Below are 26076 nucleotides of genomic sequence, written 5' to 3'. Positions count from 1 at the left end.
GGAGCGCGCTGAAAAATGGGCAAGGCAAAGTCGCTGCGCTCCGGTTGCCTTGCTGATCCATTTTTCAGCGCACTCCGACGGCTGGCCCACAAGGGGAAATGCCATCCGCCTCGCCTGTGGCATCGGGATTGGAGCTCGCCTGCGGCATCGCGCTGTTTCTTCCTCGCCTTCGGCCTCGTATGCTTGTTGCTCGCCTGCGGCATCGATGTGTCGGCTCGCTATCTCACGCAATCCGTCATCCCGACGAAGGCCGGGATCCAGTGTCGTTCGTAGTGCTTCGTCAGCGCCGGTATTCGTCGCTCAAGCTTCTTCAGTGCTTGCAAAAGCGGCTCGCTGTCTCATGCAATCCGTCATCCCGGCATAGGCCGGGATCCAGCGTCGTTCGTCGCACTTCGTCAGCGCCGGCATCCGCCGCTCAAGCTTCTTCAGTGCTTGCAAAAGTGGCTCGCTATCTCATGTAATCCGTCATCCCGGCGCAGGCCGGGATCCAGTGTCGTTCGTCGCGTTTCGTCAGCGCCGGTATCCGTCACTCAAGCTTCATCCGCGCTCACACAAAAGCAGGCTCGCTATCTCACGCAATCCGTCATCCCTGCGAAAGCAGGGACCCAGCGTCGTTTGCAGCGTATGGACGATACCGGTTCAGATCGGACAAGCCTGCGCATGGCGCATCGAAACCAGCGCTCCGATCTGAGCGCAACGCTTTACTGCGGCAAGTCCTGCTCCTTCCATTTCTTCCACAGCCGCTTGGCCTTGGCTTGTCCGTCGCCGGCTTGTCCGGCCAGAAAGCCGCTGGCGTAGGCGATGCCGGCGGCCAGTGTGGGGTGCTTGCCGCGCAGTTGTTCCAGCAGTTCGCCGGCGACGGCGATGTCGTTCAGCATGCCCAGCTGGTCCTGCAGGCGCGACAGCGCCTTGAGGTAGGGACGACTGCTTTTTTCGCCGTACAGCGCCTGGAAGAACTCGGTGTCGTAGCGCATCTTCTTGGCGGCGATGCGGGTGCGGTGGCGCGAGCGCGGGTCTTCTTCCATCTTGCGGCCGCGCTTTTTCATGCGCTTTTCGTCGTGGCGCAGCATCTCGCGCGCGAAGCGCGACAGCGATTGCGATAGCTGTGCCCGCTGCTGTTCATCCATGCCGTCACGCCATTGCGCGCCCAGCAGCCAGCGGCCGAACTGCAGCACCAGCGCGGTGTAGCGCGTCGATGCCACGGCCTCGACCGCGCCCTTGTGCATGGCCGTGGCCTGTTTGCGCGCCGCCTCTTGCACTGCCTTCAGGTTGATGGCAGCGGGCGCGTCGGCGGGCAGGGCGGTCAGCGTCGAGCCGGCCAGCACGTCCCAGTCGCGCGCGGCGCCGATGCGCGTCGACAACCATTCGAACTCTGCCGCCAGCGACTGCGGCAGCGGGATCACGTCACGGAACAACGTGAAGGCCGAACGCAGACGGCGCACGCCCACGCGCATCTGGTGCAGGCGTTCGACGTCCTGCGGATCGCCGTCGGCGATGTCGTTGGCCTGGATCTGTTCGATGCAGTTGCCGACGATGGCGCCGAAGGCCTGCTCCAGCCCCATCTTCTTCGACAGCCGCAGCGGCCTGGCCTTGGTGGCCGAGCCGGATGTCGTGTCGGTCTCCGGCTGCGCCTGGTGGTACAGCGTGTAGCCGCGCTGGGCCTTGCTCTGGATGCCGATGCGCAGCGGGATGTCCTGCATCAGCGCCAGCGCGAAGTCGAACAGCGCCAGCGGGCTGCCGCTCTTGAGCTCCAGCTCGATCTCGCATACCGCGACGTTGAGCCGGCCGTGCTCGACCGTACCCTGGTCGAGCACGAACTCGACCTCGGCGCCGTCATCGAGCTGCAGGTCCCACAGCATGCGCTTGATATGGGTGGCAAAGATGGGGCGGATGCGCGCGGCCGCTTCCGGCGACAGGATGCGCTCGCGCCAAGCGTGGTTGGCCGGCACCATCTCGTGCAGCACGGCCAGGTCGGGCTGCTCGCCGGCCACGATGGATTCCCACTCGTTGCGCTGGTGCAGGCCGCCGCTGACGCCGCCGCCGGCCTTGAGCGTCTGCACGTATTCCTTGCCGGTGCGGCGTACGCGCAGGCCGGCGTCGTGCTTGCGGAAATCGTGCCCGGCGGTGTCGAAGTAGACCCCGGTCTGGTCCTTGGTGCGTGGCGCGACCAGCGCATGGCGGGCCAGCAGCGGATGCTTGATGAGAGCCTTGGTGTGGGCGGGATCGAGCAGGAGTTTGAGTTCGGTTTCCATAAGGGGCGGGGAGGGAAGAGTGGGATAAAGGGATGACCGCGTCAGGTCGCCTGTCGTTCCGCGATGAAGCGTGCCGGCGGCTTGCCCAGGGTTTTCTTGAACATGGTGATGAAGGCGCTGACCGAGTCATAGCCGAGCTCCTGTGACACACGCTGCACCGACGCGCCCGAGGCCAGCTGCTGCAGCGCCACCATGATGTGGAACTGCTGGCGCCAGCGACCGAAGGTCATGCCGGTCTCGGCCTGCACGAAGCGCGCGAAGCTGCGTTCGCTCATGGCGCAGCGCGCGCTCCAGTCGGCCACCGTGCTGCGGTCGGCGGGATGCTCGGCCAGCCAGCGCGCGATGCCGCGCAGGCGCGAGTTGTCGGGCACCGGCAGATGCAGCGGCAGGCTCTGCGCCTGCATGTGCGCCAGCTCTTCGGTCAGCACTGCGGCCAGGCGCGCGGTGCGGCTGTCGGGCGCGTATTCCTGCGGCTGGTCGGCCAGGTGGCGGATCATCTGGATCAGCAGCGCATTGAGCGCCAGCGTGCAACACGCCCCCGGCATGGCGGCCGCCGCCGGATCGACGAACAGGAAGCACACCCGGCCGTCGGCGGTGACGCGATTGCTGTGCGCCACGCCCGGCGGGATCCACACGCCGCACTGCGGCGGCACGATCCACATGCCCTGCGAGGTCTCGCAGGTGACCGCGCCGTGCAGCGCCACCACCAGCTGCCCGCGCCGGTGCGTATGGAAGGGCTTCTCGCGCTCGCTCTCGCGGGTATGCACGTGCAGGGCCGTGACCGGCGCAGACAGGCGGTCGGGGTCATGGTCGACAAGGCAGGCGTGCAGGGCGGGCATGGTTTTTGGGGACGACGGCAGGCTGTTGGTCGATTGGCAGTTTTTAGCAATATGCTGGCATTGTAGCCAAATACGTGCGGCCCCTGATTGGGTAAGCTTGATCGTCCCTGATCTCGCTCACATCGAACCATGACCGAACGCACTCCTGCCGCTACTCCTGCGGCTACCCCTCATCCCGCTCATCCCGCTCATCCCGCCGTCGTCGGCGCCGGCTGGCTCATCCTCGGCATCCTGTTGATCGCCGCCAACCTGCGCGCGCCGGTGACCGGCGTCGGCCCGCTGATCGAATCGCTGCAGCAGGCCTTCGGCTTCAGCGCCGGCATCGCAGGCCTGCTGCTGACCTTGCCGCTGGCCTGCTTCGCGCTGCTGTCGCCGGTGTCGGCTTGGGTGGCGCGCAGCGTCGGGCTGGAGCGCACGCTGTTTCTGGCCATGCTGCTGGTGGCGCTGGGCATCGCGCTGCGTTCCACCGGCTCGGCTGCGGCCTTGCTGATCGGCACCTGCATCATCGGCGGCGGCATCGCCGGCGGCAATGTGCTGCTGCCCAGCTTGTTGAAGCGCGATTTTCCCCACGACTTGACGCGCCTGACCGCGATCTACGGGCTGACCATGAATACCGCCTCGGCGCTGGGCTCGGTCTGCGCCGTGCCGCTGGCTGAACGGCTCGGCTGGTCGTGGGCGCTGGCCAGCTTCATCGTGCTGCCACTGGTGGCGATGCTGGCGTGGCTGCCGCAGCTGGCCAGGCATACGCCGCCGGCCGCCACGCCGGCCAAGTCGGGTTCGGTGTGGAGCTCGGCGCTGGCCTGGCAGGTGACGCTGTTCCTCGGCACCAATTCCTTCGTCTATTACGTGGTGACGGCCTGGTTGCCGTCGATGCTGGTGGCCAACGGCCAGGGCCCGGTCGAGGCCGGCAACCTGCACGGCCTGCTGCAGTTTTCGTCCGCCGTGGCCGGTCTGTTGCTGGTGCCGCTGGTCAGGCGCATGCAGGACCAGCGCCTGATCGCCGGCGGCACCGCGGCGATGTGCGTAGTGGGTGCGCTCGGGCTGATCGTGTGGCCGTCCCTGGCCATCGTCTGGGTGCCGGTGTTCGGCTTCGGCAGCGGCGCGGTGTTCATCCTCGGCCTGGCGTTTGTCGGCATGCGCGTGTCCACGCCGCAGCAGGCGGCGTCGCTGTCGGCCATGGCGCAATGCGTGGGCTACCTGATGGCCGCCGCCGGCCCGATGCTGATGGGGCGCCTGCACGACGCCCTCGGCGACTGGAACCTGGTGCTGGCGGCAACCGCCGCCATCTCGGTGGTGATGGGTTTCTTTGGTATGCTCGCGGGCCGCGCCGGCAGAGTGATCGGCGCGCCGCACCCGCATTGAAAGGACCGCATGCAGCCCGCCACCCTGGCCGACATCGAAGAGCACCTCTGGCAATGCCTGGCCGAAGGCGCCGGGCCGGGGCTGTCGCCCTTTACCATGTGGCAGCTCGCCAGCGTCGGCCTGGACGGCGCGCCGCAGGTGCGCACCGTGGTGCTGCGCGGCATCGACCGTGCGTCCGGCACGCTGCTGCTGCACACCGACCTGCGCTCGGCCAAGGTGGCCGAGCTGCGACGCGACCCGCGGCTGTCGCTGGTGGTCTGCGACCTGCCCAACTTTCGCCAGATCCGCATCGAAGGCCGGGCGACGATCCACGCCGATGACGAGCTCACACGCGCCGCCTGGGCCGCCAACCGTCCGCATTCCCTGATCCTGTACCAGACCCCTCACGCACCGGGCACGCCGGTAGGCACGCCCGAAGCCGCGCACGTGCCGGCCGGCGTCGACCCTGCGGCCGGTTACGTCAACTTTGCGGTGGTGGCAGTGAGCCTGTCGCGCATCGAATATCTGGATATCTCGCCGGGGGCGCATCGGCGCGCGGTGTTCTTGCCGGCTGACGGCGGCTCGGCGCACTGGGTGGCGCCGTAAGCCTCATTGCTGCAACGATAGATTTTTCTGTCAGCGCTTGGCGGCGCGCGCCGCCGGTTTGGCCGCGCCGCCGGCCTTGCGCGCGGCGGTGAGCTGGCCGCCCTTGTAGGGAACGCGGCCCGAGGGCACCACCACCGATGCGGTTTCCACGTGGCCTTCCTGGTCGTCGAAGAACATGTGCGCGCCGAAGGCTTGCAGCACTTCGGCTTTTTTCAGGCCGCCGAGGAAGAAGGCTTCGTCGACGTTGACGTTCCAGGTGCGCAGCGTGTGGATCACGCGCTGGTGCGCCGGGCTGTTGCGCGCGGTGACGATGGCGATGCGCACCGGGCATTCCTTGGGCGGGAACTGCTTCTGGATCTCGGAGAGGGCCAGCAGCAGCTTGGCGAACGGGCCTTCCTTCATTGCCTTCTTGCGGTGGCGCTGCTCGTGCTTGGCGAAGGCTTCCAGGCCCTTCTCGGCAAAGATGCGTTCGGACTCCGGCGAGAACAGCACGGCGTCGCCGTCGAAGGCGATGCGGATCTGGCTTTCCGGGGCGCTGTAATCCACTGGTGCGGTGTAGAGCTGGGCCGCGGCAACGCCGGCGTCGATGGCTTCCTGCACGTCGCCGGTATCGCGCGAGAGGAACAGGTCGATCTTGAAGGCCTTCAGGTACGGCGCGGTCGGGCCGCCGCCGGTGAACGCCGCGCGGCTGATGTCGAGTTTGTGGGCGGCGATGGCGTTGAAGGCGCGCAGGCCGGTGTCGGGCGTGTTGCGCGAGATGACCACCACTTCCACCAGGCGGCGCTCGGGGATCAGTTCGTTCAATTTCAACAGGGCCTTGACCAGCGGGAAGGCGGTGCCGGGTTCCAGCGCGTCGTTCTCGTGAGCGCGCTGGTAGCTGGAATAGGCTTCCACGCCCTTTTCAGCGTAGATGGAATTTTCGGCCTCCAGGTCGAACAGCGCGCGCGAGGAAATTCCGATGACGAGTTTGTCTGAGAGATCGTAGGGCATGGAGGTGGTCGTGGCTGAGCCGAAGTGGGCCAAAGCGTGATTGTAGAGCGCGGCGGGCCGGGGCGTGAACTGGTTGGCTGCCATCGCGGCGATGCCGGGCGGGCGCGCAATGCGCCAAGCGGGCCGGCCCGCGCGGCAGCAAAGGTAAAAATTCGTCGCCGGCTCAGTTATATGAAATTTTGATGACTGGAGCGAATTGATTCATATATCTCATCAACTTCGCCTAAATCAAATTATCTTCTTCCATAGTTGTCTGTTTCTCCCGGTAAAGAGAAAAAATCGCGTTGCCGACCCTTGGATAAATTTGTATGATGACCGGATAACCTTACGATAACGACGCGAGACAGCATGTTTCAGAAGATCCCCGCACAGGCGCTGAGCGACACTGTTGCCAGGCAATTGCTGGACAACATCGATGGCGGCGCCTTCCCCCGTGGCAGCAAATTGCCGACCGAAGCGGTGTTGGCGCAGGAGTTCGGTGTCAGTCGCACCGTGGTGCGCGAGGCAATCGCGCGTCTGAAGCATGAAGGCGTGGTCGAACCGCGCCAGGGCAGCGGCGTTTTCGTGACGGAGCAGGCGGGCATCAAGCCGCTGCGCATTGACTACACGGAAGTGAGTTCGCCCGAGGCGGTGCTGCAGATCGTCGAGCTGCGCCGCGCCATCGAGGCCGAAGTGGCGGCGCAGGCGGCCAAGCGGCGCACGGACGAGGATATCGAGGCGATCGAGACCGCGCTGGCGCGCATCGGCCATGACGTGGCCGACGGCGGCGACGGCGTGGCGGCCGATGTGGCCTTCCACCGCGCGCTGGCCCAGGCCACGCGCAATCCGTACTTCATCAAGACGCTGGAGTTCCTCTCGCAGTATCTGGAGGCGGCCACGGCGGTCACGCGCGGCAATGAAGCCCGTTATGAAGATTTTTCGCGCCAGGTGCGCGATGAGCACGAAGCCATCGTCGCGGCGATTCGCGCCGGCGACGAGATGGCGGCGCGCAACGCGGCGCAGACGCACATGTTCAATGCGGCGCGTCGCCTGAGCCAGGGCCAGAGCTGAGCCCGGCCAGGCACAACAAGGATTTACGAACAGCGACGCCGGCTTGGGCCGGCGTTACATCATCAACCGGCGCATCAGGCTGCCTCGCGACAACGCGACGACCGTGCAGCGCGCCATCTGAGTGGAGACGACTATGTCCAGGAATGTAGGTGTGATCGGTTTGGGCGCGATGGGTTTTGGCGTGGCGGGTTCGCTGCTGCGCGCCGGCTTCAATGTGCACGCCTGTGACGTGCGCCAGGAAGCGCTGGACAAGTTCGCCGCCGCCGGCGGCGTGGCCTGCGCCAACCCGGCCGAACTGGCCAAGGCGGTCGACGTGGTGATCACCCTGGTGGTCAACGCCGCCCAGACCGAGACCGTGCTGTTCGGCGAAAACGGCGTAGTCTCCACGCTCAAGCCGGGCAGCGTGGTCATCTCCAGCGCCACCGTGGCGCCGGACTTCGCCATCGAACTGGGTAAGCGCCTGGGCGAAAAGGGCCTGCTGCTGCTGGACGCGCCGGTCTCCGGCGGCGCCGCGCGCGCGGCTTCGGGCGAGATGACCATGATGACCTCCGGTCCCGACGAGGTCTACGCCAAGATCGAAGACGTGCTGGCCGGCATGGCCGGCAAGGTCTACCGCCTGGGCAACGCGCACGGCATCGGCTCCAAGGTCAAGATCATCAACCAGCTGCTGGCCGGCGTGCACATCGCTGCTTCGGCCGAAGCCATGGCCCTGGGCCTGCGCGAAGGCGTGAACCCGGACGCGCTGTACGACGTCATCACCCACAGCGCCGGCAACTCCTGGATGTTCGAGAACCGCGTGCCGCACATCCTCAACGGCGACTACACCCCGCTGTCGGCCGTCGACATCTTCGTCAAGGACCTGGGCCTGGTGCTCGATACCGCCCGCCGCAGCAAATTCCCGCTGCCGCTGTCGGCCGCTGCCCACCAGATGTTCATGATGGCCTCCACCGCCGGCCACGGCGGCGAGGACGACTCGGCCGTCATCAAGATCTTCCCGGGCATCGACCTGCCGCCGGCCAAGGCCAAGTAAGCACAGCACCGAACAGATTCAGGAGTCCACCATGTCACAAGCCAAACCTCTTCTCGGTTGCATCGCCGACGATTTCACCGGCGCCACCGACCTGGCCAACATGCTGGTGCGCGGCGGCATGCGCACCGTACAAACCATCGGCGTGCCCGAGCAGATGCCGGCCGTGGCCGCGGATGCGCTGGTGATCGCGCTGAAGTCGCGCACCATTCCGGCCGCCGACGCCATCGAGCAATCGCTGGCCGCGCTGCGCTGGCTGCAGCAGCAGGGCTGTACGCAGTTCTTCTTCAAGTATTGCTCCACCTTCGACTCCACCGACGCCGGCAACATCGGCCAGGTGACCGACGCGCTGTTGAAGGAACTGGGCGCCGACTTCACCATCGCCTGCCCGGCCTTCCCGGAAAACGGCCGCACCATCTACCGCGGCTACCTGTTCGTGGCTGACGCGCTGTTGAATGAATCCGGCATGGAAAACCATCCGCTGACCCCGATGACCGACGCCAACCTGGTGCGCGTGCTGCAGCGCCAGACCGAATCCAAGGTCGGCCTGGTGCGCTACGACGCCGTGGCCCGCGGCGCGGCGGCGGTGCAGGAGCGCTTCACCGCGCTGCGCGCCGACGGCGTGAAGATGGCCATTGCCGACGCCGTGTCGGACAAGGACCTGTTCACCCTGGGCGAAGCCTGCGCCGAACTGAAACTGATCACCGGCGGTTCCGGCGTGGCCCTGGGCCTGCCCGAGAACTTCCGTCGCGCCGGCCTGCTGCACGCCGTGGGCGAAGCGGCCCAGCTGCCCAAGGTCGACGGTCTGGCGATCGTGCTGGCAGGCAGCGCCTCCAAGGCCACCAATGCCCAGGTCGCCGAATGGAAAGCGACTCGTCCGGCCTTCCGCATCGACCCGCTGGCGCTGGCCCGCGGCGAAGACGTGGTGGCCCAGGCGCTGGCCTTCGCCGACGAGCGCATCAAGAATGAACCGGTGCTGATCTACGCCACCGCCACCCCTGACGAAGTCAAGGCGGTGCAAAAGGAACTGGGCGTGGCCAAGGCCGGCCACATGGTCGAGCAGGCGCTGGCGTCGATTGCCTCGGGCTTGAAGCAGCGCGGTGTGCGCCGCTTCGTGGTGGCCGGCGGCGAGACCTCCGGCGCAGTGGTGCAGGCGCTGGACGTGCGCGCGCTGCGCATCGGCCCGCAGATCGATCCGGGCGTGCCGGCCACCGCCACGCTGGACGAGCAACCGATCGCCCTGGCCCTGAAGTCGGGCAACTTCGGCACCGTCGATTTCTTCGAGAAGGCGCTGCGCGTGCTCGAAGGGAAGCCGGCATGAGCGTCGAAGCCAAGCTGCGCGAAGAGATCTGCCGCATCGGCGCCTCGCTGTTCCAGCGCGGCTACACCGTCGGTTCGGCGGGCAACATCAGCGCCCGCCTGGATGACGGCTGGCTGATCACGCCCACCGACGCCTGCCTCGGTTTCCTCGATCCGGCCGCGATCTCTAAGGTCGACGCGGGCGGCAACTGGGTCTCGGGCGACAAGCCCTCCAAGACCCTGGTGCTGCATCGCGCCGTCTACGACAACAATCCCGAGATGCACGCGGTCGTGCACACCCACTCCACCCACCTGGTCAGCCTGACCATCAACGGCGTGTGGAAGGACGAAGACGTGCTGCCGCCGATCACGCCGTATTACGTGATGAAGGTCGGCCATATCCCGCTGATCAAGTACGCGCGCCCCGGCGCGGCCGAAGTCGCCGAGCAGGTGGCAAAGATCGCCACCAAGGTGCGCGGCGTGCTGCTGGAGCGCCTCGGTCCGGTAGTGTGGGAAAGCTCGGTCTCCAAGGCCGCCTTCGCGCTGGAGGAGCTGGAAGAAACCGCCAAGCTCTGGCACCTGGCCGGCGGCGACGTCGCTCCGCTGGAAGAGTCCGCGCTGCAGGAACTGCGCGACACCTTCAAGGCGCGCTGGTAAGTCTCACGCAGGCAAGCCTCAATTTGCAGTTCGCAACAACGCCCGCATGGCGTCGCTTTTTGCCATGCGTCTTCCGCACGCGCCATACGCCGCGCGCGCGGGGGAAAGCAGAGCCGGCACAAGACCGGACGATCAATTTTGACCACGCAGTCGTATGCCCGCCTCATGCATCGTCGTCGCGCTCAGCGAGCGACGATGCGCGCCAGCCGATCGCACCCGTCCATATTGAATCCATAAATTGCCCGCCGACCAGCGGGCGCCAAGCAACCAGCGGCCGTCGCAAGCGGCCGATACCTACTTTGGGAGATGTAGAAGCATGACCACCGCAACCAACGCCGGCGTCGCAACCGGCTCCAACGAGCAGGCCAAGGACGGCCTGTACAAGAAAGTCTTCTGGCGCATCATGCCGTTCCTGATGCTGTGCTACGTGATCGCTTACCTGGATCGCGTCAACGTCGGCTTCGCCAAGCTGCAGATGTCGGTTGACCTCGGTTTCTCGGAAACCGTGTTCGGCCTGGGCGCCGGCCTGTTCTTCATCGGTTACTTCCTGTTCGAAGTGCCGTCCAACATCCTGATGCACAAGGTCGGCGCGCGCATCTGGATCGCCCGCATCATGATCACCTGGGGCCTGCTGTCGGCCGTGTTCATGTTCGTGCAGAACGCGACCCAGTTCTACATTCTGCGCTTCCTGCTGGGCCTGGCCGAAGCCGGCTTCTACCCCGGCATCATCCTGTACCTGACCTACTGGTTCCCTTCGCATCGCCGCGCCAAGGTGATCGCGGTGTTCATGTCGGGCATTCCGGTCGCCGGCATCCTGGGCAACCCGCTGTCGGGCTGGATCATGGACGCGTTCCACCAGAACGGCGGCCTCGAAGGCTGGCAGTGGATGTTCCTGATCGAAGCGATCCCGGCCGTTTTGATCGGCCTGGTGACCCTGTTCTACCTGGACAACGACGTCAAGAGCGCCAAGTGGCTGACCGACGACGAAAAGAAGGTGCTGCAAGCCGATATCGACGGCGACCAGAAGGGCAAGGAAAGCGGTCACGGCTTTGGCGCCATCGTCAAGGACGGCCGCGTGTGGCTGATGTGCCTGATCTACTTCTCGTTCGTAATGGGTCAATACGGCCTGACACTGTGGATGCCGACCCTGGTGAAGGCCACCGGCGTGGTGGGCAACCTGCAGATCGGCCTGCTGTCGGCCATTCCGTTCGGCTGCGCGATCATCGCCATGAACCTGATCGGCCGCAGCGCCGACAAGAAGCGTGAGCGTCGTTGGCACCTGGTGGTGCCGGCCATGATGGGTTGCGTGGGCTTCATCGGCGCCGCCTTGTTCGCCGACAACACCGCCATCTCGATCGCCTCGCTGTCGCTGGCCGCCGCCGGCGTGCTGACCTGCGCACCGCTGTTCTGGTCGCTGCCGACCGCGTTCCTGTCGGGCGCGGCCGCTGCCGTCGGTATCGCCGCCATCAACTCGGTGGGCAACCTGGCCGGCTTCGTCAGCCCGTACCTGATCGGTTACTTCAAGGACCTGACCAAGAGCAACGCCACCGGCATGTACATGCTGGCCGTGATGCTCATCGTCGGCGCCATCGCAACGCTGGTCACCAAGCCCAGCGTCGTGAACAAGTAATATGTCGTATCTGGGCCTGCCGGCAATGTGCCGGTAGGTCCGGAAGCTGTTTGCGGTTTCAGCGTGAGGTTCGTCTGCGCTTACGGCGAGACCGCAAACAGGTTCCTGATATTCAACGTGCCGACGGCTGCAAGGCAGTGCCGGCCACCATCACCATTCAAGGAGAAACACGATGCTGCGTTTTGCCGCCAACCTGAGCATGATGTATGTGGAGCACGACTTCCTGGACCGTTTCGCCGCTGCGGCGAAGGACGGCTTCCCGGGTGTCGAATTCCTGTTCCCGTACGACTACGCGCCTGAAGAAATCAAGTCCCGCCTGGACGCCAACGGCCTGACCCAGGCGCTGTTCAACGCGCCCCCGGGCGACTGGGCCGCCGGCGAGCGCGGCATCGCTTCGCTGCCCGGCCGCGAGGACGAATTCAAGCGCAGCATCGACACCGCGCTGAAGTACGCCTCCGTGATCGGCAACAAGACGCTGCACGTGATGGCCGGCCTGATCAAGCCCGAGCAGGATCGCGCCAAGCACCGCGCCGTGTACCTGGACAACCTGTCCTACGCCGCGCACCAGGCCGAGTCGGCCGGCCTCACCGTGGTGATCGAGCCGATCAACACGCGCAACATCCCCGGCTTCTTCTTGAACCGCCAGGATGACGCCCAGGCCATCTGCGCCGAGATCGGCGCCGAGAACCTGAAGGTGCAGTTCGACTGCTACCACTGCCAGATCGTCGAAGGCGATGTTGCCGTGAAGCTCAAGCGCGACATGGCCGGCATCGGCCACATCCAGATCGCCGGCGTGCCCGAGCGCCACGAGCCGGACGTCGGCGAACTGAACTATCCCTACCTGCTGAAGCTGATCGACACGCTGGGTTACCAGGGCTGGATCGGTTGCGAATACAACCCGGCCGGCGCCACCTCGGCCGGCCTGGGCTGGCTGAAGGCGATTGCCGCCCAAGGCCTGACCCAGCTGAAGGCCTGATCGCAGTTCCCGCGACAAGCGGGAGCATGCCGGCGCATCATCGGCCGGCGCAAAAAAAAGCGGAACGCATGGCGTTCCGCTTTTTGCTTGTGGGGCCGGGCTTGCCGGGGCGTCGCCGCTTCAGGCGGCCTTGACCTGCTCGGTGACGGCCTGCTTGTAGCGGCACTTGATGCAGGTGGCGTAGTGCCACAGCGCCGACGCCGGCGCGCGCAAGCCTTCTTTGCTGCCGCAGCGGCGGCACATGAGATTGATCTGTTCGGGGACGTTCATCGGTTTCCCATGCCGGCGCCGGAGGGCGCGGCCATGCGCCCCATTCTACCGGCCGGATGGAAACTGTGCTCCGGGCATGCGGTTTGCTGGCCGATAATTTGCACTGGTAAAGATCGCGCCTCAGAACAGGTCGACTTCGCCGCCCACCGGCTTGGCCGAGAGCTTGCTGGCGTAGTCGCGTTCCTTGGTGATCAGTTCATTGCTGGAATTCTTCAGTTTCTTCACCAGCACCTTGCCGGTGCGCGGGAAGAAATGCACCTTGCGCGGCCAGATGTCGTTGAGATCCTCGGCCACGACGCGGATGCCCTCGGCCGAGAGGAAGCTCTTGACGAACTTGGCGTTGCGTTCGCCCACGTTGAGCGCGTTCATGTGGCGCAGCACGGCGCCGCCGCCGAACACCTTGCACTCCAGGTTTTCGCGCCGTGCGCCGGCCTTGAGCACGTCGTTGATCAGCACTTCCATGGCATAGGTGCCGTAGCGCATCGAGGCCGAGACCGGGCTGTCGGCTTCGCCGCCGCCGTCGGGCAGCATGAAATGGTTCATCCCGCCGATGCCGGTAACGCGGTCGCGCAGGCAGGCCGAGACGCAGGAGCCGAGCACGGTCACGATCATCATGTCGTTGTGGGTGTAGTAGTACTCACCGGGCAGGATCTTCGCGGTATCGCAATTGAAATTGCGGTCGTGATAGACGTAGGAGGCGAAATTTTCCGGCTTGAGGGTGACGGTTTGCATGCTGGGTCCTTGCGGCTGGTGCGGCATTGGTTGCTTCCAGGGCCGGCCGTGGGGCTGCCGGAGGTGGTTTCTGCGGATCGCTTGCTGCTGTGTTGACGAATGAGGCGATTGTCGCCGCCGCCGGGTTTGCACGGTATCGGGGATTTCCTTACGCCGAATGCAACAAATCCTTGCCCGAGCGCAAGGAAATGAGGGATATCCGCAATCGCCGTGGGTAGCGCTGCGTGTTACCCTGCGCCGCTCGACATGGCCACATCCCGGTCCGCTCTGATGGAGACGATCAGCACAGGCATTGCCCCAAATGCCGGAGACAGGAACCGGAAGGCCAGTTGAATCCGGCCCCGCGCCGCTTGCCGCAAATCCCACGTCCACGCAGCCTTACGCGACGGCGACGAAAGCACACACTTTCGCCGCTGCGTCGGTTTGTTGGCGCGCGGCGCGACCGGACCCTTTCATCACACATGGATTACACAATGTTGAAAAAATCCTTCCTGGCCATGCTGGGATTCGTTTTTACGCTGGTCGTCTCGCCAGCGTCCCATGCGGCCGACGTCAAGAAGGTCGACGTGCTGCTGATCGGCGGCGGCATCATGAGCGCCACGCTGGCGGTCTGGCTCAACGAGCTGGAACCGGGCTGGTCGATGGAAATGGTCGAGCGCTTGGACGGCGTGGCCAAGGAAAGCTCCAACGGCTGGAACAACGCCGGCACCGGCCACTCGGCGCTGGCCGAACTGAACTACACCCCCGAGAACAAGGAAGGCAAGATCGAAATCGCCAAGGCCATCGAGATCAACGAAGCCTTCCAGATCTCGCGCCAGTTCTGGGCCTGGCAGGTGAAGAACGGCGTGCTGAAGAATCCGCGCTCGTTCATCAACTCCACTCCGCACATGAGCTTCATCTGGGGCGACGACAACGTGGCCTACCTGAAGAAGCGCTATGAGGCGCTGCAGGCCAGCCCGCTGTTCGCCGGCATGCAGTATTCGGAAGACCACGCGCAGATCAGGAAGTGGGTGCCGCTGATGATGGAAGGGCGCGACCCCCAGCAAAAGCTGGCCGCCACCTGGACCCCGCTGGGCACCGACGTCAACTTCGGCGAGATCACCCGCCAGTTCGCCGCCTACTTGCAGACCCGTCCCAACTTCGGCCTGCAGCTCTCCAGCGAAGTGCAGGACATCACCCGCAACGCCGACGGCACCTGGCGCATCGGCTACAAGAACCTGAAGGACGGCAGCACCACCCAGACTGACGCCAAGTTCGTCTTCATCGGCGCCGGCGGCGGCGCGTTGAAGCTGCTGCAAAAGTCCGGCATTCCGGAGGCGCGCGAATACGCCGGCTTCCCGGTGGGCGGCTCGTTCCTGGTGACCGACAACCCGGCCGTGGCCGAGCGCCACCTGGCCAAGGCCTACGGCAAGGCGTCGGTAGGCGCGCCGCCGATGTCGGTGCCGCACCTGGACACCCGCGTGCTGGACGGCAAGCGCGTGATCCTGTTTGGCCCCTTCGCCACCTTCTCCACGAAGTTCCTGAAGGAAGGCTCGCTGTGGGACCTGTTCTCCACCACCACCACGCATAACGCCTGGCCGATGGTGAAGGTCGGCGTGGCCGAATATCCGTTGGTGGAATACCTGGCAGGCCAGCTGATGCAGTCCGACGACCAGCGCTTCGCCGCGCTGAAGGAGTACTTCCCGGAAGCCAAGAAGGAAGACTGGCGCCTGTGGCAAGCCGGCCAGCGCGTGCAGATCATCAAGCGCGATGAACAGAAGGGCGGCGTGCTGAAGCTGGGCACCGAGATCGTGGCCGCCGGCGACGGCAGCATCGCCGGCCTGCTGGGCGCCTCCCCGGGCGCCTCGACCGCCGCGCCCATCATGCTCACCGTGCTGGAGAAGGTGTTCAAGGCCAAGGTCGCGACGCCTGAATGGCAGCAGAAGATCCGCCAGATCGTGCCCAGCTACGGCACCAAGCTGAACGATCACCCGGACCAGGTCGCCAAGGAATGGGCCTACACCAGCGAGGTGCTGCAACTGGCCCCGCCACCGGCCATCGTGCCCAAGGCGACGCCGGCTGACGGGGGCAAAGCCAGCATGAACAAGCCGAAGACGAACGCCGCTGCCGACATGGCGCTGTAATGCCTGCGCACTGAGTTGCCGCAGGTCAAGCTGGATCAGAAGGGCTGCCGTGGGGCAGCCCTTTTTTGTGGCTGTTTTATTTTTGCGGGAATCAAGCAGCAGGGCTGATCGGCCTGAGCTCTTCTGTTAGTCTTGCCACTTCACAGGCCGGGGCATGCAGCAGCTGGTACGCCGCTTCGGCAGGGGACGACAACACAACACAGGGGTGAATACGATGGTGAAGTCCGGTGCGCGCGGGGGCGCGAGAGAAAATCAACGCGGCATGGTGGCCAGCCATGGGTAAGTCGGTCTGGTGGTTCTTGCTGCCGCAGCTGGATGGATCGGCGTTCGGCGCCTTGCAGCTGATTTTCGGCCTGGTCTTTCTGGCGGCGATCGTCGCCGTTCCGCTGCTGTTGCGCCGGGCTGCTCACGCCGGCAACTGGCAACAACGCCTGGCCGCGCTCGAAGGCGAGGGCGCCGCCGCTGTTCACGCCACGCCCGAGGAGCTCAGTCAGGCCGTGGCCACCGCACCCGAACGCTGGGCGGAGGCCTTGCCAGGCCTCTTGTTGGTGTTCGGCCTGCTCGGCACCTTCATCGGCCTGGGCATTGCGCTCAGCGATGCGGCCGGCTTGCTGAACGGTCGCGCTGACGCGGTCGCCAGCCTGAATCCGATCATGGATGCGCTGGGCGGCAAGTTCCGCATCGCGAGCTGGGGCATCGTCGCCTTCCTGTTCCTGAAGATCTGGGCCATCGCCTTCCCGACCGCGCAGGCGCGCCTGAACTGGAGCGCCAATATCCTGCGGGCGCGCGCGGCGCAAGCTGCCGAGAAGGAGGCCGCCGAGCGGCAGCAGTTGATCGAAGCCTTGACCCAGTCCGGCAACGCCGTGCTGGCCCTGCAGCAGGGCGAGGCGCAGCGCAACCATGTGCGCCATGCCGAGCTGCTGGAGGCCTTGCACGCCTTGGCTTCCCGTCGCGACGGCGTGGCGGGTTGAGGGCGGGCGATGAAGCACAGTTCGAATGTATGGATGGTCGTCGCCAACCTGATGGCTGCCGTGACGGCGGTCGTGTTGGTGATGCTGGCGGTATCGCTGGCGCGGGCGCCGGCATCCGGAGCGGCCGCGCCGCTGCGCGAGGCGGCACGCAAGGACGCAGAGACGCCGCGCCGCCAGGACGTGGTCGAGACCGTGCAGACGGTGCAGTTGGTGGAGGCGCCGCGCGAGCAGGTGGCTTCGATCCTGGGCGAGATGAAGTCCGCCCTGGCGCAGGCCGGTGCGGCGCGCTTCGTCAGCGTCGATGCCGACACCGGCAAGATCACCCTGAAGGAAGGCGCTTTTCGCCGCGGCAGCGCCTGCATCGAGCCGCAGGCGCGCGACGCCTTCGCCAAGGTCGAGAACCGGATTGCGGAATACCTCACGCAGTTCAAGAACGGCCGCATCTACGTTGAAGGCCATACCGACGACAAGCCGGTGAAGGCGCCGGTGACCGATGTGCGCGCCTTCTGCACGGTCTACGATGACAACTTCACGTTATCGGCGGCCCGCGCGCGCGAAGCCCGCCTGCTGTTGATCGGCCGCGCCGACCGTGAAGCGTCCCGACGCGTGATCGTGGCCGGCTACGGTGATTCGCAGCCGCTGCCGGGCGTGGATCCGGGCGACGAGCGCAACCGTCGGGTGGAGCTGCGCTTCGTGAATGGCGTCGAGCAGCGGCAGTGATGTCATTGCAGTGAATTCAGGGCAGCCACCAAGAAAAAAGCCGACCGGAGATGGTCGGCTTTTTTTGTCAGGTGGCGCTGCGGCCGGCCGGTTCGTCGACGGGGCTCGCCGCGCGCATCGGCCTTGCCGGCCGGGCGCCGATGGGCCGGTGCTGAATCACCGGCCACAGCGATTTGGCGATGTAATCCGAGCCGACCTGCGACAGGTGGTCGTAGTCGCGGTAGAGCAACTCGCCGTCCTTCATGGCCCAGCACAGCTTGTCGTGACATAGCTTGGCGGCGCTGTCGTAGACATCGACGTCGGGGAAGTCCTTCAGGATACCCATCACGACCTCGCGATAGCGGCCCGACTGCTCCTCAAATGTGTGTTGGGCGACGGCGCAGGTGCCCATGGCCGAGATGTTGGGGCGCAGCGGCAGGTGGATGTCCAGGCAATACTTGGGGTGGAAGTCGAGAATGGGGATATCCATCACGAAGACGATGTGCTTGCGCCGCTGGCCCAGGCTGGTCAAGGTGTCGCGGATGGCGCGCTCGAAGCTTTCCTGCGGCAGCTGCTTGAAGTACATGTCCCAGCGGGCCGAGATGACCACGGTATCGACGCTGTCGTTTTCCGCCGCCGACGCGATGCGCGCCTTGGCGGGTGCGCAGTCGCTGCGCTTGGTGTCGGAGGAGATGCCGGAGAAGCCCATGCAGGCGCCCACGGCGCGTATCGCGACAATGTCGCCGGTGGCCTCGGCGGCCGAGGCCAGGCCCTGGAACAGGTGCCAGGCGTGCGAGTCGCCGAGGATGAACACCGTGGGTTTTCCCGCGCGCGACTGGCGGCAGAATTCGAGGCCGGCGCCGTCGGCGCTTTCGCAGATGGTGTCGGTGTTGCCGGCGAAGACGGGTTCCTGCTTGATATTGGTCGGCAGCCGGAAGGACAGGCCATTGCGGTGGAAGTCGTTGAAGCCGGCAAAGCCGTTGATCGTCAGCAGCAGCACCAGCGCGGCCGGCACCAGCCAGGACTTGTTGCTGAAGCGTATCGGGCGTTCCAGCAGGCGGTAGGTCAGCCAGGCCAGCAGGAAGCTCAGCGCCACCGCCGCAGCGCGCGCGCCGGGCGATGGCGCGGTCGGCGTCAGGATGTGGGTGAACGACAGCAGCGGCCAATGCCAGAGGTAGAGGGGATAGCTGATCAGGCCGACCCAGACCATCACGGGGTTTGCCAGCAGATGCCGGTTGACCCAGGCCTGCGGCCCGCTCAGCACCAGCAGCGCCGCGCCGGTCACCGGCAGCAGCGCCCACCAGCCGGGGAACAGGCGGGTGCGGTCGATGATCGCGATGGCGACCACGATCAGCAGCAAGCCCAGTACCGAGAGGACGTTGCGGTTGCGTGCATCGTCGGCGCACAGGCGCGGCATCGGCATGCCGCCGGCGCGCAATGCGACCAGCGCGCAGACGGCGCCGGCCAGCAATTCCCACACGCGCGTGATTGGAAGGTAGAAGGTGCGCACCGGGTCTTCCTGTATCCACCACAGGTTCAGCGCGAAGGATGCCGCCATCAGCAGCAGGATCATGGCGCGCACGCTCATCTTCGCGCGCCAGATGGCCCACACCAGCAGCGGGTACAGCAGATAGAACTGTTCCTCGACGGAGAGCGACCACAGGTGCAGCAGCGGCTTCATGTCGGACTCGACGTCGAAATAGCCCGACTCCTTCCACAGCACGAAGTTCTGGATGAAGCCGGCGCCGGCGGCCATGTGTTTGCCCAGCTGCTTGTATTCCTCCGGCAGCAGGGAGAACCAGCCGAACACGAAGCAGGCCGTCAGCACCACGATCAGCGCGGGGAAGATGCGGCGGATGCGATGCACATAGAAGTCGCCAAAGGAGAATTTGTCCTTCTCCAGGCCGCGGAAGATGATCGACGAAATCAGGAAGCCGGAGATGACGAAGAAGATATCGACGCCGACGAAGCCGCCCGGCAGCATGCTTGGAAAGGCGTGAAACGCAACCACGCTGAGGATGGCGATGGCCCGCAGCCCGTCGATGTCGGCGCGATAGGCGAACGGCGTCTCGCGCCCCTGCGCCGGTTCGTTGTGTTTCATGATCCCCCGCCCCCATTTCTTGCGCGCCGGCCCCTGGGCGGCGCAAAGCGGCACCGACGGCAGGCCGCGCCTGACCCCTCAGGCGCGCCTCCCTTGCCGGTCACGTGCCGGCGCGATGCTCGATTGATTCCAGACAAAACAAGCCGGATGCGCCTTCAGACGGCGCATTTGTTTGCGGCTTGAAATGCAAAACGCCAACCCAAAGGTCGGCGTTTCACATTGAATCCGACGGTCGACGGCGCGATGAGGCGCTGACAAGGATGTTCCATCCGACCGGCATTACGATTCGCAATCGATGAGAAAACGACGTCCGTCCTGCAGTTTGGCGGGGCAGATTTTACTTGGTTTTGCGTCTTCGGGCCTGTGTGTAAAGGAAGTGTTGCTGATTTGCAGGCGGGGATGTCGGGGGAGGGCTAGCCTGGCTGGCAACCAAGGGGGTCTTGCCGCAGGCGGATACGCGCAGGTGGCCTTGCGCCGTTGCGCGCGCAAAGATTTCGCCGGTGACGACGAGCGGGAAACAGGATCGCCGACCGGGCGCAGAAAACAAAAAAGGCAGCGACGCGTGTGCGTTGCTGCCTTTTCTGATACATCTTGGTGGCCCGGGGCGGAATCGAACCACCGACACAAGGATTTTCAATCCTCTGCTCTACCAACTGAGCTACCAGGCCAAGACGGAGAAGTATAGCAGCGTAAAAAAATTATGCAAGGGCTTTTTGAAAAATAGTTTTCGGGGCCCGTTTATAATTCGATCCCATGACATCCACCGCACAACATCACACCTCTTCGCCGGCTGCGGCCGGTACCGATATCTGCATCGTCGGCGACGGAGCCGTCGGCAAGACCGCGGCGCTCGGGCTGGCGCAGGCCGGCTTCAAGGTGACGCTGCTGGCGCCGCCCGCGCGGCCCGCCGCCCGTGACGAGGCCAGCTGGGACGTGCGGGTCTACGCGCTGAACCATACCGCGCATCGCCTGTTGTCGTCGGTGCGGGTGTGGGAGGCGATGGATGCCGATCGCATCGCGCCGGTGGACAACATGACGGTGCATGGCGACGGCCTGGCCGAGAGCGCGCAGGCCGGCTTCCTCAGCTTCGATGCCTATGCCGCGCGCACCAATGCCTTGGCCTGGATCATCGAAGACCGCAACCTGGACCAGGCGCTGGACGCCGCGCTGCGCTTTGCGCCCAACGTGCGCGTGGTGCAGGGTCGGGCTACCGCGCTGTCGGCCTCAATGGATGCGGCCACGCTGACGCTGGAGTCGGGCCAGGCCATCTCGGCGTCGCTGGTGGTGGGCGCGGACGGCGCCAATTCCTGGGTGCGCGGGCAGTGCGACATCGGCCTGGATTACCGCTCCTACGGCCAGCAAGCCATCGTCACCAATTTCAGCTGCGAGAAGGCGCACCTGGGCGTGGCCTATCAATGGTTCAGCCCGACCGACGGCGTCATCGCGCTGCTGCCGCTGCCGGGCGAGCGCGTCTCGCTGGTGTGGTCGGCGCCGCAGGCGCTGGCGGAGCAACTGCTGCGCCTGCCGCTGTCGGAGCTGGCGGCGCGCCTGGCGCAATGGGCCGAGCCGGTGCTGGGCGCGCTGACGCCCTTGCAGCCGGAGGTGGCCAAGTCCTTCCCGCTGCGCCTGATCAAGCCGCACGCGATGATCGACCAGCGCGTGGCCCTGATCGGCGACGCCGCTCATGTGGTACACCCGATGGCCGGGCATGGCATGAACCTGGGCTTCGGCGACGTCGCCGCGCTGATCGACACGCTGGTCAACCGCGAGCCCCAATACGATTGCGGCGACGGTCGCGTGCTGCGTCGCTACGCGCGCGCCCGCAAGGAGGAAGTGTTGCTGATGCAGGTCGCCACCGACGGGTTGAATCGCATTTTTTCGACAGAAGCCGAGCCGTTGCGCCTGGTGCGCAATATCGGAATGAACCTGGTCAACCGCCTGCCTGTCTTAAAGCGTCGGCTGATCGCGCATGCGCTGGGCAAGTGATTGCGGCCGATTTGAGGTAAGGTATGCGTCTGGCGGGCGTCTGGTGGTTTGCCGCGCGCCAGCGCATTGCGCCATCCAATAAACAATTCCCATGAGGTGACCGCCAAGGCAGTCCTGGCGCGGCTTTCGGGCCGCCCCGGCGAACATTGCCCTGGCGTTTGATTTGAATCAGGACAAGCATGAATAAAACTCTGACCGCCGCTGCGGCACGTAACCTGCGTCGTTTCAGCATGGCGGCGCTGCTGCTGGCGTCGACCATCGTCGGCGTCTCCGCGCACGCCCAGGCCGAAGCCGCCGACAGCACCGAAGCCACCATCAAGAAACTGATCGAGCCGCGCCTGGGCAAGGACGCCAAGGTTGACGCCGTGACCAAGACGCCGTACTCCGGCCTGTACGAAATCCAGATCGACGGCGACGTCATCTATACCGACGCCAAGGCGCAGTACCTGTTCATCGGCCGCGTGGTCGACTCGCAGACCTACCGCGACCTGACCAAGGAAAAGATCGAGTCCATCAACCAGGTGCCGTTCTCCGGCCTGCCGCTGGATAAAGCGATCAAGACCGTCAAGGGCAACGGCAAGCGCGTGATTGCGATCTTCGAAGATCCGAACTGCATCTACTGCAAGCGCCTACACAAGACCTTGCAGGAAGTCGACAACCTGACCATCTACACCTTCCAGTACAACATCCTGTCGCCGGACTCCATCGTCAAGTCGCGCAACATCTGGTGCGCGCCTAATCCGAGCCGCGCCTGGAACGACTGGATGCTCAACGGCAAGGAAGCCCCGGCCGCGCAGACCGCCTGCAGTGCGCCGCATGAGGAAGTGCTGGCGCTGGGCCAGAAGCTGAAGGTCACCGGCACGCCGACCATCTTCTTCACCGACGGCTCGCGCATTCCCGGCGCGGTTGACGCGAAGGGCCTGGAGCAGAAGCTCTCCTCGCTGAAGTAAGCACGCAAAAAAGGGGCGCTCGCATGGCGGGCGCCCCTTTTTCTTTGGTTCATTTGTTCTAATCTGTTCCGATCGGGATGGCGCGCAAGACCGTGCCACATGACGCCGCCGGCGCAGCATTCACCGCAACACAGACCTCGACGTCCTCCGCATCATTTCCCGGTATGCAGCTCCATCATCGCCGCTTCGAACTTGCCCTGGCACAGCAGCGGGATCACGTTCAGGCTCTTGTCCAGCGCCTCGTTGATCAGCGTTTGTTCTTCCTTGCGCGGACGGTGCAGCACGAAGTCCGCCACCGGTTGCTGCAGGCCCAGCGTGCGCGGATGGCCGATGCCCAGGCGCAGGCGCCAGTAATCCTGGGTGCCCAGCGCGGCGGTGATGTCCTTCAGGCCGTTGTGGCCGCCCGAGGAGCCGCCTTTCTTGATGCGCGCCACGCCTGGCGCCAGGTCCAGCTCGTCGTGCACCACCAGCACTTCTTCCGGCGCAATCTTGTAGAAGCGCGCCAGCGCGCCCACCGACTGGCCGGAGCGGTTCATGTAGGTTTGCGGCTCCAGCAGCCAGACCTCGTTGCCGGAGACCTGGGTCTTGAGCGCCAGCGCGTTGAAGCGCGCCTCGCGCGTCAGGCGCACCGGCCCGGCCAGGTTGTCGACCAGCCAGAAGCCGGCGTTGTGCCGGGTTTGTTCATATTCAGGGCCGGGGTTGCCGAGGCCGACGATCAGACGGATGGACATGTTGCAAGAATGGACAGAAATGCCGCGACGAATCGGGTCGCAAAGCCGCGATTATCCCGAGTTTGCCGTCCCGCGTCCAATCCGCCGCAGCTTGTCAAGATTGGCGCGTGCGGTTGAATTGCGTATCATCCAACGCTTGTTTTTCTTTGCATTACCTTTTTTACTGTTGACTGGGTTTCACCATGCTGCCTTCTATCGAACAACGACTCGCCCTTGAACTCGCCGCCAAGCCGGTTCAGGTCGCTGCCGCCATCGCCTTGCTGGACGAAGGTGCGACCGTCCCCTTCATCGCCCGCTACCGTAAGGAAGTGACCGGCGGCCTGGACGACATCCAACTGCGTCTGCTGGAAGAGCGCCTGCGCTACCTGCGCGAACTGGAGTCGCGCCGCGCCGCGATCATTTCCTCGATCGAAGAGCAGGGCAAGATGACGCCGGAGCTGCTGGACGCCGTCACCCACGCGGAAGACAAGACCCGCCTGGAAGACCTCTACCTGCCCTACAAGCCCAAGCGCCGCACCAAGGCCCAGATCGCCGTCGAAGCCGGACTGACCGCGCTGGCCGATGCGCTGCTGAACGACCCTACGCTGAACCCGGAAGAAGAAGCCGCCAAGTACATCCGCGAAGCCTTCACCACCGCCGAGGGCGACAACAACCCCGGCGTGGCCGACACCAAGGCCGCGCTGGACGGCGCGCGCCAGATCCTGATGGAGCGCTTCTCGGAAGACGCCGCGCTGCTGCAAAGCCTGCGCGAATACCTGACCGACCACGGCGTGGTCGAGTCCAAGGTGGTCGACGGCAAGCAGGACGCCGGCGAGAAGTTCGCCGACTACTTTGACTACTCCGAAACCATCGGCACCATCCCCTCGCACCGTGCGCTGGCGCTGTTCCGCGGTCGCCGCGAAGAGATGCTCAACGTCACGCTGCGCCTGGACACCGAAGAAGAAAAGCCCAAGTGGGACGCCCCGCACAACCCCTGCGAGAGCCGCATCGCCGCGCGCTTCGGCGTGTCGGCCAAGGGCCGCGCCGCCGACAAGTGGCTGACCGACACCGTGCGCTGGGCCTGGCGCGTGAAGGTGTTCATGCACCTGGAAACCGAACTGATGACCAAGCTGCGCGAAGAAGCCGAGGCTGAAGCCATCAACGTCTTCGCCCGCAACCTGAAGGACCTGCTGCTGGCCGCGCCGGCCGGCCCACGCGCCACCATGGGCCTGGATCCTGGCCTGCGCACCGGCGTCAAGGTCGCCATCGTCGACGCCACCGGCAAGGTCGTGGCCACCGATACCATCTACCCGCACCAGCCGCGCAACGACTGGCATGGCTCGCTGCACACGCTGTCGCAGCTGGCGGAGAAGTACCAGGTGTCGCTGATCTCGATCGGCAACGGCACCGGCTCGCGCGAGACCGACAAGCTGGCGCAGGACCTGATCAAGCTGCGCCCCGAACTGAAGCTGACCAAGATCGTGGTGTCGGAAGCCGGCGCCTCGGTGTACTCGGCCTCCGAGTTCGCCTCCAAGGAATTGCCGGAGCTGGACGTGTCGCTGCGCGGCGCGGTCTCGATCGCACGCCGCCTGCAGGATCCGCTGGCCGAGCTGGTCAAGATTGATCCGAAGTCGATCGGCGTCGGTCAATATCAGCACGACGTCAGCCAGACCCAGCTGGCGCGCTCGCTGGACGCCGTGGTGGAAGACTGCGTGAACGCCGTGGGCGTGGACGTCAACACCGCCTCCGCGCCGCTCCTGGCGCGCGTATCGGGCTTGAACGCCAGCGTGGCGCAGAGCATCGTCTCCTACCGTGACATGAAGGGCATGTTTGCATCGCGCGCGTCGCTGCGCGACGTGCCGCGCCTGGGCGAGAAGACCTTTGAACAAGCCGCCGGCTTCCTGCGCGTGATGAACGGCGAGAACCCGCTGGACGCCTCCGCAGTGCACCCGGAATCCTATCCGCTGGTGGAGAAGATCCTGGCTGACATCAAGAAGGACGTGAAGAGCGTGGTCGGCCAGACTTCGCTGTTGAAGGGCCTGTCGCCGGCCAAGTATGCGGATGAGAAGTTCGGCGTGCCCACCGTCACCGACATCCTGAAGGAACTGGACAAGCCGGGCCGCGACCCGCGTCCTGAATTCACCACCGCCACCTTCAAGGAAGGCGTGGAGGAGATCAAGGACCTGCGTCCGGACATGATCCTGGAAGGCGTGGTGACCAACGTCGCCGCCTTCGGCGCCTTCGTCGACATCGGCGTGCACCAGGACGGCCTGGTGCACATCTCGGCGCTGTCGAACACCTTCGTCAAGGATCCGCACACCGTGGTCAAGGCCGGCCAGGTGGTCAAGGTGAAGGTGCTGGAAGTGGACGAGAAGCGCAAGCGTATCGCCCTGACCATGCGCCTGAACGACACCGCGCCGGCGCCGGGCGCGCGCAATGAGCAGCGCGGCGACCGCAACGACGCGCGCCGCCTGTCGCAGCACCAGAACCAGCGCGGCCGCGAGCAGGCGCCGGCCAACAATGCGATGGCGGCGGCGTTCGCCAAGCTGAAGGGCTGATGCGGGCAATGACGGCGAGAGCCGTCTCGGCTGCCGGTCGTTGACGCGCTGCGAACGACACTGGGTCCCTGCTTTCGCAGGGACGACAGGTAGCGGGGGTGCTTGAGCCTGCAGAGGTTTTGCTCACCACCTAAGTGTCGTTCCTGCGAAGGCAGGAACCCAGCGTGGTTCAGCGGTTGTCGGGGCATGACAAACGTCACCGGGTCGCTGCTTTCGCAGGGTGATAGGTAATGGGGTGCTTGAGCCTGCAGAGGTTTTGCTCACCACCTAAGTGTCGTTCCTGCGAAGGCAGGAACCCAGCGTGGTTCA

21 protein-coding genes and 1 tRNA gene are annotated in these 26076 nt (G+C 65.3%); 14 read left to right on the top strand and 8 right to left on the bottom strand.

Annotated features, from left to right (window positions below):
- Positions 1-701: 701 nt before the first annotated feature.
- Together J8I26_RS21915 and J8I26_RS21910 are read right to left on the bottom strand one after the other, a co-directional pair.
- A complete protein-coding gene (locus tag J8I26_RS21915) occupies positions 702-2252 on the bottom strand; it encodes a CYTH and CHAD domain-containing protein (RefSeq protein WP_209609242.1) in 1551 nt (516 codons plus the stop codon).
- Between the two features lie 41 nt (positions 2253-2293).
- Positions 2294-3091: a helix-turn-helix transcriptional regulator gene (locus tag J8I26_RS21910; protein ID WP_209609241.1), complete on the bottom strand. Its 798-nt coding sequence runs from the start codon at positions 3089-3091 to the stop codon at positions 2294-2296.
- 129 nt (positions 3092-3220) lie between these two features.
- Here J8I26_RS21910 and J8I26_RS21905 point away from each other — a divergent pair, with 129 nt between their 5' ends.
- Both J8I26_RS21905 and J8I26_RS21900 read left to right on the top strand, forming a co-directional pair.
- The gene (locus tag J8I26_RS21905; protein ID WP_209609240.1) at positions 3221-4453 is read left to right on the top strand and encodes an MFS transporter; all 1233 of its coding nucleotides are present in this window, start codon (positions 3221-3223) and stop codon (positions 4451-4453) included.
- A 9-nt stretch (positions 4454-4462) separates the two neighbouring features.
- Positions 4463-5038: a pyridoxamine 5'-phosphate oxidase family protein gene (locus tag J8I26_RS21900; protein ID WP_209609239.1), complete on the top strand. Its 576-nt coding sequence runs from the start codon at positions 4463-4465 to the stop codon at positions 5036-5038.
- 30 nt (positions 5039-5068) lie between these two features.
- On the opposite strand, the gene J8I26_RS21895 is transcribed toward J8I26_RS21900, so the two are convergent.
- Positions 5069-6028 carry a 5'-nucleotidase gene (locus J8I26_RS21895; protein WP_209609243.1) on the bottom strand — a complete coding sequence of 320 codons (960 nt, stop codon included), beginning with the start codon at positions 6026-6028 and terminating at the stop codon, positions 5069-5071.
- 348 nt (positions 6029-6376) lie between these two features.
- On the opposite strand from J8I26_RS21895, the gene J8I26_RS21890 reads away from it, so the two are divergent.
- From J8I26_RS21890 to otnI, 6 genes are all read left to right on the top strand, one after another.
- Positions 6377-7078, top strand: coding sequence for a FadR/GntR family transcriptional regulator (locus J8I26_RS21890; RefSeq protein WP_209609238.1), 702 nt, complete (start codon positions 6377-6379; stop codon positions 7076-7078).
- 133 nt (positions 7079-7211) lie between these two features.
- Complete coding sequence (gene ltnD / locus J8I26_RS21885; protein ID WP_209609237.1) at positions 7212-8108, top strand: L-threonate dehydrogenase; 897 nt, start codon at positions 7212-7214, stop codon at positions 8106-8108.
- A gap of 31 nt (positions 8109-8139) precedes the next feature.
- Positions 8140-9426, top strand: a complete 1287-nt coding sequence (gene otnK / locus J8I26_RS21880) for a 3-oxo-tetronate kinase (protein WP_209609236.1) — start codon at positions 8140-8142, stop codon at positions 9424-9426.
- On the top strand, positions 9423-10061 hold the full coding sequence (locus J8I26_RS21875; RefSeq protein ID WP_209609235.1) for an aldolase: 639 nt from the start codon (positions 9423-9425) through the stop codon (positions 10059-10061). Before otnK ends, J8I26_RS21875 begins: the two co-directional genes overlap by 4 nt.
- A gap of 316 nt (positions 10062-10377) precedes the next feature.
- Positions 10378-11691: an MFS transporter gene (locus tag J8I26_RS21870; protein ID WP_209609234.1), complete on the top strand. Its 1314-nt coding sequence runs from the start codon at positions 10378-10380 to the stop codon at positions 11689-11691.
- 172 nt (positions 11692-11863) lie between these two features.
- The gene (otnI, locus tag J8I26_RS21865; RefSeq protein WP_209609233.1) at positions 11864-12667 is read left to right on the top strand and encodes a 2-oxo-tetronate isomerase; all 804 of its coding nucleotides are present in this window, start codon (positions 11864-11866) and stop codon (positions 12665-12667) included.
- Positions 12668-12787: 120 nt separating this feature from the next.
- On the opposite strand, the gene J8I26_RS21860 is transcribed toward otnI, so the two are convergent.
- Complete coding sequence (locus tag J8I26_RS21860; protein WP_209609232.1) at positions 12788-12937, bottom strand: hypothetical protein; 150 nt, start codon at positions 12935-12937, stop codon at positions 12788-12790.
- 120 nt (positions 12938-13057) lie between these two features.
- The gene (gene cheD, locus J8I26_RS21855) at positions 13058-13669 is read right to left on the bottom strand and encodes a chemoreceptor glutamine deamidase CheD (RefSeq protein ID WP_209609231.1); all 612 of its coding nucleotides are present in this window, start codon (positions 13667-13669) and stop codon (positions 13058-13060) included.
- 473 nt (positions 13670-14142) lie between these two features.
- On the opposite strand from cheD, the gene mqo reads away from it, so the two are divergent.
- From mqo to J8I26_RS21840, 3 genes are all read left to right on the top strand, one after another.
- On the top strand, positions 14143-15792 hold the full coding sequence (mqo, locus tag J8I26_RS21850) for a malate dehydrogenase (quinone) (protein ID WP_209609230.1): 1650 nt from the start codon (positions 14143-14145) through the stop codon (positions 15790-15792).
- 275 nt (positions 15793-16067) lie between these two features.
- Positions 16068-16763 (top strand): hypothetical protein, encoded by a 696-nt coding sequence (locus tag J8I26_RS21845; RefSeq protein ID WP_209609229.1) that lies wholly within the window; start codon positions 16068-16070, stop codon positions 16761-16763.
- Between the two features lie 9 nt (positions 16764-16772).
- On the top strand, positions 16773-17483 hold the full coding sequence (locus J8I26_RS21840) for an OmpA family protein (protein WP_209609228.1): 711 nt from the start codon (positions 16773-16775) through the stop codon (positions 17481-17483).
- A 67-nt stretch (positions 17484-17550) separates the two neighbouring features.
- On the opposite strand, the gene J8I26_RS21835 is transcribed toward J8I26_RS21840, so the two are convergent.
- Together J8I26_RS21835 and J8I26_RS21830 are read right to left on the bottom strand one after the other, a co-directional pair.
- A complete protein-coding gene (locus tag J8I26_RS21835) occupies positions 17551-19563 on the bottom strand; it encodes an acyltransferase family protein (protein WP_209609227.1) in 2013 nt (670 codons plus the stop codon).
- Positions 19564-20155: 592 nt separating this feature from the next.
- A tRNA-Phe gene (locus J8I26_RS21830) sits at positions 20156-20231 on the bottom strand.
- An 85-nt stretch (positions 20232-20316) separates the two neighbouring features.
- Between J8I26_RS21830 and J8I26_RS21825 the strand changes: the two genes are divergently transcribed.
- Both J8I26_RS21825 and J8I26_RS21820 read left to right on the top strand, forming a co-directional pair.
- Entirely contained in the window at positions 20317-21549 is a 1233-nt protein-coding gene (locus J8I26_RS21825; protein ID WP_209609226.1) for a UbiH/UbiF family hydroxylase, read from the top strand.
- A 179-nt stretch (positions 21550-21728) separates the two neighbouring features.
- On the top strand, positions 21729-22499 hold the full coding sequence (locus J8I26_RS21820; protein ID WP_209609225.1) for a DsbC family protein: 771 nt from the start codon (positions 21729-21731) through the stop codon (positions 22497-22499).
- Between the two features lie 152 nt (positions 22500-22651).
- Here the strand turns inward: J8I26_RS21820 and pth are convergent, their stop codons facing one another.
- Positions 22652-23230 (bottom strand): aminoacyl-tRNA hydrolase, encoded by a 579-nt coding sequence (gene pth / locus J8I26_RS21815; protein ID WP_209609224.1) that lies wholly within the window; start codon positions 23228-23230, stop codon positions 22652-22654.
- A 182-nt stretch (positions 23231-23412) separates the two neighbouring features.
- Between pth and J8I26_RS21810 the strand changes: the two genes are divergently transcribed.
- Positions 23413-25767: a Tex family protein gene (locus J8I26_RS21810; protein WP_209609223.1), complete on the top strand. Its 2355-nt coding sequence runs from the start codon at positions 23413-23415 to the stop codon at positions 25765-25767.
- The last annotated feature ends 309 nt before the right edge of the window (positions 25768-26076 follow it).

Origin of the sequence: Herbaspirillum sp. LeCh32-8 (assembly GCF_017814915.1) — a bacterium.
Lineage (GTDB): Bacteria > Pseudomonadota > Gammaproteobacteria > Burkholderiales > Burkholderiaceae_D > Herbaspirillum.
Note: the sequence above shows the minus strand (reverse complement) of the source record. Positions and strands in the feature narration are given on the sequence as shown.